Origin of the sequence: Amycolatopsis sp. CA-128772 (assembly GCF_002904295.1) — a bacterium.
GTDB lineage: Bacteria > Actinomycetota > Actinomycetes > Mycobacteriales > Pseudonocardiaceae > Amycolatopsis.
Genome location: NZ_PPHG01000019.1, coordinates 63,329 through 76,199, shown reverse-complemented (window position 1 = coordinate 76,199; position 12,871 = coordinate 63,329). Strand labels below are relative to the sequence as shown.

Sequence of the window (12,871 nt, the reverse complement as noted above, 5' to 3'; positions counted from 1 at the left end):
CGACGCTTTCGTCGACGAGCGCCCAGATGAACCCGCCCGCCGAACGCTGCGACCCGCCCATCAGCTTCCAGTAGTCGTTCAAGCCGGCCCCGGCGCCGCCGTCGTAGAGGCCGTGCAGGAACTCGGTCGGCATGAAGATCGCGGGGCCGGCGGCCTTGCTCGCGGTGCTGCTGTAGGTCTGGTAGTGGCTCGTGTCGACGCCGCTGAACGTCGTCCAGGGGTGCAGCACGGCCCGCCGCTGCGGGTCGTACTGCGCAAAGTCGTCGTCCAGCGCGGTGTTCCAGCCACCCTCGTTCCCGTTGTCCCAGAACAGGATCGACGGGTGGTTGACGTCGCGCTCCACCAGCGCCTCGACCAGTGGTGCGCCGACGCCTTCGTCGTAGTGGTGCTGCCAGCCGGTCAGCTCGTCCAGGACGTAGAGCCCGAGCTCGTCGCAGAGGTCGAGGAAGTACGCGTCCGGGGGGTAGTGCGACATCCGGACGGCGTTCATGTTCATGTCCTTCATCAGCCCGATGTCCAGCCGGGCGAGGCGCGGGCTCGAGGCCCGGCCGGAGGTCGGCCAGAACGTGTGGCGGTTCGCTCCTTTGAGGACGATCCGCTTCCCGTTGACGTAGACGCCGTCACCGGTCCGGACCTCGACCGTGCGGAACCCGAAGCGCTCGACGGTGCTGTGCGACGGCGTCCCGCCGGAGTCCACGAGTGTCAGTTCGACCTGGTGGAGGTTCGGCGTTTCGGCTGTCCACAAGGGAGGCCGGTCCGCGGTCGTCGTCACGATCGCGCCGGTGGCCCCGCTCGCGACGGCGACCGAGAAGGCGCCGCCGACGGCCGTACCGTCGAGCCGGCGCAGCTGCGCGGTCAGCCGGGCCGCCGCGGTCAGCCCGGCGAGCGTGACGTGGGCGGCGAACGTCCCGTCCGCGCGGGCGTCGATCGCGACGCGGTCGATCCGGGCGGCCGGATAGGCCTCCAGCGTCACCGGGCGGAAGATCCCGCCGAAGTTCCAGAAGTCGCCGCGGCGCTCGGCGTCGTTCACGGAGTTGTCGGCCGATTCCTTGCTGACGGTCGCTTCCAGTAGGTTCGGCTCGCCGAGCCGCAGCAGATCCGTCACGTCGTAGCGGAAGCGGCAGAAGCCGCCTTGGTGCACCGGCCCGGCGGAGACGCCGTTGACCCGCACGTCGGCGTCGGTCATGGCGGCCTCGAACACCAGGAAGATCCGGCGCCCGGCCCAGGACGCCGGCGGCGTGAACGAGTGGCGGTAGTTTCCCTTCTCCGCCGGGACGAGGTCCCCGCCGTAGTGGTAGCTGCCGAAGCCGTGGCACTCCCAGTTCGACGGCGTCGGGATCGTGCTCCACTCCCCCGCGCGGCGACCGGCCGTGACCTGGAAGTCCCAGTCGACCGGGTGGTCGGCGTCGCTGCCGGTGAGCAGCATGGTCTCGGTCGCCGGACCGGCGAGCGCCGCACGGGCCTCGGCCGCCGAAGCGGCGGCGGACGTCGGCAATCCCGCCGCGGCCACGCCGGCCGCGCTGATCGCCAGAGCCCGACGACGGGAGAACTCCACCAGGCCTCCTAGACCCGATCTGATATATGAAACACCGTACAACGGTTATCGTCGACCAAGCGGACAAGCAGCCGGACAAGTCTTGACGTCCGATCGTCGTCCCACCACAGTGGTGCGGCTACTCGACATCCCGCTGACTCCGGCCGATCCCCCGCGAAAGGTAGGAGAATGTTCTCCTCGAGCACCCGCCGGCGACTGCGCCTCGGCGTCCTGACCGCGGTGGTCGCCGCCGCCGCGCTGGTCGCGCCCACCGCCACCACCGCGACCGCCGCCACCGGCTCGACCGTGGTCGGCGTGGCCTCCGGGCGCTGCCTCGACGTCGTCGGCAACAGCACCGCGGCCAAGACGCGCGTCAACATCTACGACTGCAACGGCCAAGCCAACCAGGCGTGGACGTTCACCCCTGCCGGCGAGCTGCGGGTGTACGACGCCGCGATGTGCCTCGACGTCGCCGGCGCGAGCACCACTTCCCCGGCCGACGCCCAGATCTACCCCTGCAACGGCGGCGGCAACCAGAAGTGGCGGATCACCGCCGACGGCACCATCACCGGCGTGCAGTCCGGCCTCTGCCTGGACGTCACCGGCGCGGGCACCGCGAACAGCACCCTCGTCGGGCTGTACACCTGCACCGGCGGGGGCAATCAGAAGTGGCGCACCGCCCTCGGCGACGCCCAGCCGCCGAGCGTGCCGGGCAACCCGCGGGTGAGCGATCTGGTCTGCGACGCCGTGACGTTCTCGTGGAACGCCGCCACCGACAACGTGGGCGTCGCGTTCTACGACGTCTACCACGACGGCCAGCTCATGAAGTCGGTGAGCGGGAGCACCCTGTCGACCAGCCTGACCGTGGTCGGCGGGGTGACCTGGGGCCTGTACGTCAACGCGCGGGACGCCGCGGGCAACGTCTCGCAGGCCAGCGCCACGGTGCCGATCACGCCGCCGCAGTGCCAGCCGGACACCCAGGCGCCGACCGCGCCCACGAAGCTGACCGGCAGCGCGTCCGGCACCACGGTGACCCTGAACTGGACCGCCGCCACCGACAACATCGGCGTCCGCGCCTACGACGTCTACCGCGGCGGCGCGAAGGTCGGCACCGTCACCGGGACTGCCACCGCCCCGCCCGCGACCACCTTCGTCGACAGCGGGCTGGCGGCGAACACGAGCTACTCGTACTACGTCGTCGCGCGCGACGCGCAGGCGAACGTGTCGGCGCCCAGCGCGTCCACGACCGTCACCACCGGCGCGGCCTGCGGCGCCTCGGTCTGCGCGGTGACGCAGCTCGCGACCGACACCGACATCCCGTGGGGCCTGGTGACGCTGCCGGACGGCACGATCCTCTACACCCGGCGCGACGCCCACGACATCGTCCACCTGAACCCGGCCACCGGGGCTAAGACGTCCGTGGGCACGGTCTCCGGCGTCGACAACACCGACGGCGAAGGCGGGCTGCTCGGCTTGGCCGTCTCGACGAGTTTCTCCAGTGACCACTGGCTCTACATCATGCACACGTCACCGACCGACAACCGGATCGTGCGGATCAAGCTGGAGAACGACCGGCTCGGCACCGAGCAGGTCCTGCTCAGCGGGTTGCTGCGCAACAAGTTCCACAACGGCGGCCGCCTGCGCTTCGGGCCGGACGGCAAGCTCTACGCCAGCACCGGCGACGCCCAGAACGGCGACAACGCGCAGAACAAGGCCAGCCTCAACGGCAAGGTCCTGCGTCTGAACCCGGACGGCAGCGTGCCGTCGGACAACCCGTTCGGCAACGCCGTGTGGAGCTACGGCCACCGCAACCCGCAAGGCCTCGCGTTCGACTCCCAGGGCCGGTTGTGGGAGCAGGAGTTCGGCAACGCGATCATGGACGAGACCAACCTGATCACCAAGGGCGGCAACTACGGCTGGCCTGCCTGCGAAGGCACGTCCGGGACGTGCGGCACCGCCGGTTTCATCGCACCCAAGCGCACCTACCCGACGGCGGACGGCTCCTGCTCCGGCATCGCCATCGTCCACGACGTGCTCTACGTCGCCTGCGAACGCGGCACCCGGATGTACCGCGAAGTGATCAGCGGCAGCGACCTGACGAACGTCCAGGCCTACTTCAACGGCACCTACGGGCGGCTGCGCACGGTGGAACCCGCCCCCGACGGCGGCCTGTGGCTGACCACGACCAACAACGGCGACAAGGACAGCATCCCCGACAACAGCGACGAGAAGATCTTCCACGTCACGCTGGGCGGATAGCCCGGTCTCCAGCGATCGTCCGGAACGCGGCTGTGCGTTACAGAGGGGACTGTACGGAACATCGGCGTTCCTAACTCCAGCGAAAACCTGGCACCTACAGTGGCCGCCACGTCAGGAAGCCGGCGGCAACGGGCGTGGCGGACGCCTGGGCCACCGGTCAGCGGCGCGCTGCCGCCGAGACGGCTTAGGGCAGGTCCTCGCCGCGCCCAGTCTCTCTCGCAAGGATCCTTGCGAGAGAGAGACGCCAAGCTGATCGGTCGAGCGGCCCGGACCACGTGTTCGCGTCCACAATACGGAACGTACGCGTTCCAGACTCTTGTGTAGCGGCGGCGGCTGCCTCATACTGCTAGTCCGAGTTCATTGATGAGCGCGCTCCGGAGACGACATGGCCCCGACGACTGTCGACAGACCGTTCCGGCTCCCCCGTCGACGGAGACATCCTCGCCAAGACGGAGCTTCCACTACTTCTCCGAGCGAGTCTCCTTGAAGGTCACGACTGCCGATTCGGCAACAGGAAATCTCGCACCCACGGCCACGAGGGTCGCAATCTCCGTGAACTTCACCGATTTCCTTGCCAGACTTCCAGCGGCTACCAAGCTCAATTTCGCGCAGCGTCCAGCCTCACAGTAATGGATTACCGAGGCCCATTGGCGACCGCCACGAACGTCGACCGGAATGATCGACCCATCAATGACGCATCCTGTTGCATCCGTAAACAAGGCCAAGGACAAGACAGCATTACAGCGCGAACTTGACTTTGCGGCAGCGCGGTACTGTGCTGTTAATCACGGACGTCCGTTGCGGTTGATCACCCCAGCTGTCGGAACGACCGTGCACCACCGGCGCAAAAACCGGGCGCCTCGGATGGGCTATCCATCGCCACTCTAGGGAACACCCGGAGGCCTCTGCCGCGCCGTTGCCCGGAACTGCGGCCTTTCGATCTTGGAGACGCAATGGGAAGACACTGGAGTCGTCTCTTCGTCCTGTCCTCACTCCTGCTCGGCTCGTTGACCGCCACCACGGCTCCCGTCGCGGCCGCAGTGGCGGATCCCGCGGCATTGGTCAACCCCTTCCTGGGCACGTCCCACGAGGGCAACACCTTCCCCGGCGCCGACGCGCCCTTCGGAATGGTGCAATGGAGTCCTGACACGCCTTCCCGGCCGCCCGGCGGCAACTACGCCTACAGCGACAGCACCATCACCGGCTTCAGCCTGACGCACCTGTCGGGCCCGGGCTGCAACGCGATGGCCGATATTCCGATCCTGCCGACCATCGGTGCCGTCGACGGCTCGGCCACCTCAGGCTTCTCCCACAGCTCGGAATCAGCGAGTGCGGGCGCCTACACCGTCTCCCTCGGAAACGGCGTCAAAACGGAACTCACCGCGACGACCCGGACCGGCATGGCGCGTTTCACCTTCCCGGCGACCGGCCAGGCCAACCTGCTGTTCAAGCTGGGCGCCGCCGCCACCTCCACCACAGGCATCGCCTTCACCACTGTCAGCCCCACCGAAGTCCGCGGCTCCGTGACCTCCGGACACTTCTGCGCCTCCAGCCCCACCTACACCCTGTACTTCACCATGCTCTTCGACCGGCCGTTCACCTCGAACGGCACGTTCACCAACGGCGGCTCGGTCACCTTCGACGCCTCGGCGAACCGGACGGTGCAGGCGAAGGTCGGCTTGTCCTACGTCTCGGCCGAGGGCGCGCGGGCCAACCTCGCGGTGGAAAACGGGGGCTGGGACTTCGCCGGGACCCGGCAGGCGACCAAGGATTCCTGGAACGCGCTGCTGCGCCGGGTCCAGATCTCCGGCGGAAGCACCGACCAGCAGACGGTGTTCTACACCGCGCTCTACCACGCGCTGCTGCACCCCAACGTGGTCAGCGACGCCGACGGGCGCTACCGGGGTTTCGACCACCAGGTGCACTCCGTCTCCGGCGGTCAGGGCGCGCAGTACGGCAACTTCTCCGGATGGGACATCTACCGCTCGCAAGCGCAGCTGATGGCCCTCGTGGCGCCACGGCAGGCCGGGGACAGCGCCCAGTCCCTGGTCAACGACTACGCCCAGGGCGGCACGCTGCCCAAGTGGTCGCTCAACGAATACGACACCTACGTGATGAACGGCGACTCCGCGCCGACCATCATCGCCGACTACTACGCCTTCGGCGGCCGCAACTTCGACACCACGGCGGCGAAGAAGGCCATGGTCGCACAGGGAACGGTCCCCAACGCGATCCGGACGGGGCTGGAGTACCTGTCCAACTACGGCTACCTGCCCTCCGACGCCCAGTACCCGTACGGGTTCTACGGCTCGGTCGCGACACTGCTCGAGTACTCGACTACGGACTTCGCGATCGGCGCGTTCGCCGGGGCGCTGGGCGACACGGCGGCGAAGAGCCAGTTCGTCAACCGGGCGCAGAACTGGCGCAATGGCCTGAACCCGGCCACCGGCTTCATGCAGCCGAAGCTGAAGAACGGGGCCTGGCGCGGCGGGTTCGACCCCGCGAGCGGTGACCAGTTCGTCGAAGGCACGTCGTGGCAGTACACCGGCATGGTCCCGTTCAACGTCCGCGGCCTGGCCGACGCGATGGGCGGTACCGCGAAGCTGACCGGCTACCTCGACAGCGTTTTGTCGGACCTGCACGGCGCGGGCGGGACGCACGCCGACCTCGGCAACGAGCCCTCGATCGAGCTGCCGTGGGAGTACGCCTACCTCGGGCAGCCGTGGAAGACGCAGCGGATCGTCCGGCAGGTCCAGAACCAGATGTGGCCGAACTCGCCGGCGAACTGGAGCGTCGGCAACGACGACCTCGGCACGATGAGCGCCTGGTACGTGTGGTCGGCGATGGGTCTGTTCCCGATGACGCCGGGCACCTCGGACCTGGTCATCGGCAGCCCCCTGTTCCCGTCGGTCGCCGTCACCCTGGCCAGCGGCGCCACCATGGCGATCAACGCCCCGCAAGCCTCGGCCGACGCGCCCTACGTGCAGAGCGCCGCCCTCAACGGCGCGACGTGGAACAACGCCTACGTACCGTCCGGTTTCGCGCTCAACGGCGGCACGCTGAACCTGACGCTGGGCACGACCGCCAACACGTCGTGGGCCAGCGGCTCTTCGTCGGCGCCGCCGTCCTACGGAGGTGATGGCGGCGCGCAGCCGCCGGCCACGGTGATCGGCCCGACCGGTCCGATCACCTCGGGGATCGCCGGGAAGTGCCTCGACGATGCGGGCGGCAGCAGCGCCAACGGCACTCACGCGCAGATCTACGACTGCAACAACACCGCCGCGCAGCGCTGGACCGTGCCCGGTGACGGCACCGTGATGCTGTTCGGCAAGTGCCTCGACATCAGCGCCGGTGGCACCGCCAACAACACCCCGGTGCAGCTCTGGGACTGCAACCTGGGCAACGGGCAGCAATGGGTCTCCCAGCCCGGTACCGGTGCGCTGCGCAACCCGGCCTCGGGGCGCTGCCTCGACGATCCCGGCGGCAGTACCGCCAACGGGACGCAGCTGGTGATCTGGGACTGCACCGGTGCCGCCAACCAGCGCTGGACCCTGCCGAAGACCCGGACCGGAGCCGTCACGTCGGTCGGCGCGGGCAAGTGCCTGGACGACAACACCGCCGCCACGACCAATGGGAACCGGATCCAGATCTGGACCTGCAACGGTTCGTCCGCCCAGTCGGTCCACATCCCCGGCGACGGCACCCTGCGCCTGTACAACCGCTGCGTCGACGTCACCGGCGGCGGCACCGCCAACGGCACCGCGGCCGTGCTGTGGGACTGCACCGGCGGCGCCAACCAGCAGTGGACGCCCGCGAACGGAACGCTGGTGAACCCAGCGTCCGGCAAGTGCCTCGACGATCCCGGCACCAGCACGACCGACGGCACGCAGCTGGTCATCTGGGACTGCACCGGTGGCACCAACCAGCAGTGGACCCTGCCGTCGTCCTGAGCATCCTTCCGTCCCCTCCCCCGATGAAGTTCCGAAGGAGATCCTCCATGCGTCCGCAACGCCGCGGCTCCACGCTGCGCCGGCTCCTCTTCCTGCTCCTCTCCACCCTGCTCGCCACCGCGACACTGGTGGTGACCGCCGCGCCCGCCGGCGCGGCCACCACGATCGCCGTCAACGGCGGCAGCACCGGCCGCACCTTCGACGGTGTCGGGGCGATCAGCGGCGGCGGGGGCAACTCCCGCTTGCTGATCGACTACCCACCGGCCCAACGATCACAGATCCTCGATTACCTGTTCAAGCCCGGCTACGGCGCCGCCGTGCAGTTGCTGAAACTCGAGATCGGCGGCGACGCGAACTCCACCGACGGCTCCGAACCCAGCCACCAGCACGTGCGCGGCGACATCAACTGCAACGCCGGCTACGAATTCTGGCTCGGCGAACAGGCCGTCGCCCGCAACCCGGGGATCAAGCTGGTGGCGCTGCCCTGGGCCGCGCCGGGCTGGATCGGCGGCGGGAACTTCTGGTCCCAGGACATGATCGACTACGACATCTCCTGGCTCGACTGCGCGAAGCAACACGGCCTGACGATCAGCTACCTCGGCGGCTGGAACGAACGCGGCCACGACAAGACCTGGTACAAGAACCTGCGCGCGGCGCTGAATTCCCGCGGCTACGGTTCCGTGCAGATCGTCGGCGACGACAGCGGCTGGAACACCGCCGACGACATGCTCGCCGATCCCGCCTTCAACAACGCGGTCGGCGTCGTCGGCTCGCACTACCCGTGCGGCTACCTCTCCGACGCGACCACCTGCTCCTCGACCACGAACGCCGTCGCCACCGGGAAACCCCTGTGGGCCAGTGAATTCGGCTCACAGGACTTCAACACCGGTTCGGCCGCCTACATCCGGACCATCACGCGAGGCTACCTCGACGGCCAGATGACCGGGTTCATGAACTGGCCACTGATCGCCGCGCTGTACTCGAATCTGCCGTACAACACCGTCGGGCTGGCGACCGCGAACACCCCCTGGTCGGGCACCTACGCGCTCGGTAAGAACCTGTGGGCCAACGCGCAGGTCGCCCAGTTCACTCAGCCCGGCTGGAAGTTCCTCACCGGCTCGGCCAGCGGCTACCTCGGCGGCAACCGCGCCAACGGCAGCTACATCTCCCTGAAGTCCGCCAACAACAGCGACTACTCGACGATCTACGAGACCACCAGTGCGACGGCCGCCCAGACCGTGAACGTCACCGCCTCGGGTGGGCTGAACAGCGGCACCGTGCACGTCTGGTCCACCGATCTCGGCTCGTCGAACCCGGCCGACTACTTCGTGAAGCAGGCCGACGTGACCCCGGCGTCGGGGTCGTATTCCCTGACCTTGCAGCCGAACCGGATCTACACGGTCACCACGACCACCGGCCAGGGCAAGGGCACCGCGACCAGTCCCCCAGCCGGGAACCTCGCCCTGCCCTACTCCGACAACTTCGACGGCTACCCCTCCCGCAGCGCCGCGAAGTACTTCTCCGACATGCAGGGCTCGTACGAAGTCCGCCCGTGCGCGGCCGGACGAGGCGGGCAGTGCCTCCAGCAGGTCGCTCCCGTCCGGCCGATCAACTGGCAGGACGACAGCGACGCCTTCACCCTCGTCGGCGATCCACAGTGGAGTAACTACACCGTCAGCACCGACGTCGACATGCAACAGGCCGGCACCGTCACCCTGCTCGGCCGGGCCAACACCCAGAACCGGCCGCAGAGCCACCAGGCCGCCTACCAGCTGCGCATCGCCGACACCGGCTCGTGGTCCATCGCGAAGAACAGCAGCGGCGGCGTGCTCACCACGCTCGCCTCCGGCTCCCACGCGGCGCTGGGCCTCAACACCTGGCACAACATCAAGCTCGGCTTCAGCGGGAACCGGATCACCGCGATCCTCGACGGTGCGACGCTCGGTACCGTCACCGACACGGCGTTCACCACCGGGCTCGTCGGAGTCGGGGTCGTCGGCTACCAGACGAACCTCTTCGACAACTTCAGCGTCACCCCGAACGCCGACGGCAACTTCGGAGGGATTCTCAAGGGCCAGGAGTCCGGGCTGTGCGCCGACGTGCCGGCCGGGAGCCAGGCCGACGGCACCGCCGTGGCGCTGTGGGACTGCACCGGCGGCGCCAACCAGAGCTGGACGGCGACCCCGGCCAAGCAGCTGACCGTCTACGGCACGAAGTGCCTCGACGTCCGCGGCGGCGGCACCGCCGACGGGACACCGGTGCAGATCTACAGCTGCAACAACACCGCCGCCCAGCAGTGGACGGTCAACGCCGACGGTTCGGTCGTCAACACCGGGTCGGGCAAGTGCCTCGACGCGACCGGGCACAGCACCACCAACGGCACCGCGCTGGTGATCTGGGGCTGCAACGGTGGCGCGAACCAGAAATGGGCCCGCGCCGACACTGTCGGCATCCTCAAAGCCCAGGAGTCGGGCAAGTGCGCCGACGTCCCCGCGGCGAACCAAGCCAACGGCACCATTCCGGCGCTATGGGACTGCAACAACGGCAACAACCAGGCCTGGACGTCCACCACGACCAACCAGCTCAAGGTGTTCGACACCAAGTGCCTCGAGACAGCCGGCGGCGGCACCGCCGACGGCACGACCGTCCAGATCTACGACTGCACCGGGACCGCCACACAGCAGTGGCGCGTCCAAGCGAGCGGCGCGGTCGTCAACGTCGGATCCGGCAAGTGCCTCGACGTGACCGGCCACGGCACGGCCAACGGCACTCCGTTCGTCATCTGGACGTGCAACGGCGCCTCGAATCAGAAGTGGTCGCGTAGTTAGATAGTCAGCGACCACGCTCGCCGCCACGGCGGGAGCGGCTCAGCGCCGCCGCTCCCGCCGTGGTCGCAATGGCACCCGTGAACGGCTCTGACGAGCCATTCTTGCCGCAGCGAATTCGCGTTTCCCGGACATGCTTTGTCGGGTGAAGAGCAAATTCACGGTGACGATTGACACCCGCCGCAGGCGGAGTGAAACTGAACTGGAGAGCGCTCTCCTTCGCTGCTACTCCTCATTCACCTCGATGGCAGCCGAGGGCCGAGCGCATTGACCGACAACGTTGTCAAAGTTGGAGCTGTCCATGCACACACATCGCCGTGATGCAGCTCGGCGCTGGCAACGGACCGCGTGCTGCCTCGCCTTGACCGCTTCGCTGGCACCTGGCGTGGCTTCCGGTTCCCCACTCGACCGAACACCGCAGATCGCTCAACCCGCGTCCGTCGCAGCCAGTCGGCCCGCCCTGCGATTCGCCGACGCGAGCGCACAATCGACGCTGGGCGCCGCATTCACGAAGGCACTGAGCAATGTCCTCGACGTCAACACCGTCCGCTACGACCCGGCCGTGTACAACCAGTCGGGCCTGCTGACCGATCCTCCGGGAACCTTCCTGCGGGCGGGCGCCGAATACCCGCAGCCGTGGACCAGGGACGCATCGGTCAACTCCTGGAACGCGGCGAGCCTGCTCGATCCCGCCACCGCCGCGAACACCCTGTGGTCGGTGGTCCGCAGGCAGGCCGACGGCCAGTTGATACTCCAGCAAGACGACCAGTGGTGGGACCAGGTCGTGTGGTTGACCGCCGCCTGGAACCACTACCTGGTCACCGGCGACCGAACCTTCCTGGCCAACGCGTACCAGACCGCCGTCAACACTCTGAACGCACGCAAGAGCGCGAACTTCAACTCGACCTACGGCCTGTTCCAAGGCCCGTCGTTCTTCAACGACGGGATCGCGGGCTACCCGGCCCCGCCGGCCGACGCCACCGAAAGCAAAGGCGGCTTCGTCGGCTCCTACCCGACCGACAAGCTCATGACGTTGAGCACCAACACGCTGTACTACTCGGCATTCCGCAGCGCGGCCCTGATGGCATCCGCCCTCGCCCGGCCCGCCGCCGAAGTCACGGCCCAGAACGCGGCGGCGGACGCCCTGAAGTCGAGCATCAACCAGCACTTCTGGATCCCCGCCAAAGGCACCTACGGTTACCTGATCCACAACGGTGACGGCGGCCCGTCCGGCGCGCTGGATCCGTCCGAAGAGGGCACCGGCCTCTCCTTCGCCGTCCTCTTCGGCATCGCGAGCACCGACCAGGCCCGATCGATCATGCAGAACGCCCATGTCCAGCCCCACGGCATCGTGGACGTGTACCCGCACTTCCCCCGCTACGACGACAACCGGCCGGGCCGGCACAACGTCAGCGTCTGGCCGATGATCCAAGGCTACTGGGCCGAAGCCGCAGCCAAAACCGGCAACCAGGCCCGCTTCGCCGCCGAAGCCACCACCCTGGCCGCACTCGCCAACACGAGCGGCGGGTTCTACGAGATCTACAACTTCCTCTCCGGTACCCCGGACGGTGGCTGGCAAACCGGCGGCCACTGGGGACCGGTGCGGGACCAGACCTGGTCGGCGACGGCCTACCTGCGGATGGTGAACGACGGCCTGTTCGGGATGAACCTCACCCCGGACGGCATCACCTGGACACCGACGCTGCCGTGGGGCTGGGGCGAGGTGACCCTGTCCGGGCTGCGCTACCGGGCAGCGAACCTCGACGTCACCCTGCGCGGTTCCGGCAACGTCATCGCCTCCTTCAAAGTCGACGGCGTCGCCCGGTCCGACCACTTCCTGCCCGCCACCCTGAGCGGCAGCCACTCGCTCGAGATCACCATGTCCGACCACCAGCCCAGCGCCGTAAGCGGCTACGGGGGCCTGTGCCTGGACGCGCGCAACGCGAGCAGCGCGAACGCCACCCCGATCCAGCTCTGGACCTGCAACGGCACTGCCGCCCAGCAGTGGACCACCGACCGGGCCGGCAACACCCTGCACGTCCTCGGCAAGTGCCTCGACGTCAACGGCGGCGGCACCACCAACGGCACCCTGGTGAGCCTCTACGACTGCAACGGCACCGGCGCGCAGGTCTGGGTGCCCCGTCCGGACGGATCACTGTTCAACCCGCAGTCCGCCCGGTGCCTGGACGTGCCCGGGTGGTCCACCACCTGGGGCACCCAGGTGGAGATCTGGGACTGCACCGCGGCCGCCAACCAGCAATGGGGACTGTCCACTTAGGAATTGTCGCTCACCGCGAGCAGGA

General features: G+C 68.3%; 5 protein-coding genes. 4 read left to right on the top strand and 1 reads right to left on the bottom strand.

Annotated elements, in window-relative coordinates:
• Positions 1-1,555, bottom strand: a 1,555-nt coding sequence (locus C2L59_RS08270; protein WP_304485932.1) for a glycoside hydrolase family 2 protein, incomplete at its 3' end; no start/stop codon positions are given.
• A 168-nt stretch (positions 1,556-1,723) separates the two neighbouring features.
• Here C2L59_RS08270 and C2L59_RS08265 point away from each other — a divergent pair.
• The 4 genes from C2L59_RS08265 (at position 1,724) to C2L59_RS08250 (ending at position 12,846) form a co-directional block, all read left to right on the top strand.
• Positions 1,724-3,793, top strand: a complete 2,070-nt coding sequence (locus C2L59_RS08265; RefSeq protein WP_103348910.1) for a PQQ-dependent sugar dehydrogenase — start codon at positions 1,724-1,726, stop codon at positions 3,791-3,793.
• Between the two features lie 953 nt (positions 3,794-4,746).
• Positions 4,747-7,743: a lectin gene (locus C2L59_RS08260; RefSeq protein WP_103348909.1), complete on the top strand. Its 2,997-nt coding sequence runs from the start codon at positions 4,747-4,749 to the stop codon at positions 7,741-7,743.
• A 47-nt stretch (positions 7,744-7,790) separates the two neighbouring features.
• Positions 7,791-10,571 (top strand): ricin-type beta-trefoil lectin domain protein, encoded by a 2,781-nt coding sequence (locus tag C2L59_RS08255; protein ID WP_103348908.1) that lies wholly within the window; start codon positions 7,791-7,793, stop codon positions 10,569-10,571.
• Between the two features lie 559 nt (positions 10,572-11,130).
• Entirely contained in the window at positions 11,131-12,846 is a 1,716-nt protein-coding gene (locus C2L59_RS08250; RefSeq protein WP_199198976.1) for a ricin-type beta-trefoil lectin domain protein, read from the top strand.
• Positions 12,847-12,871 lie beyond the last annotated feature (25 nt).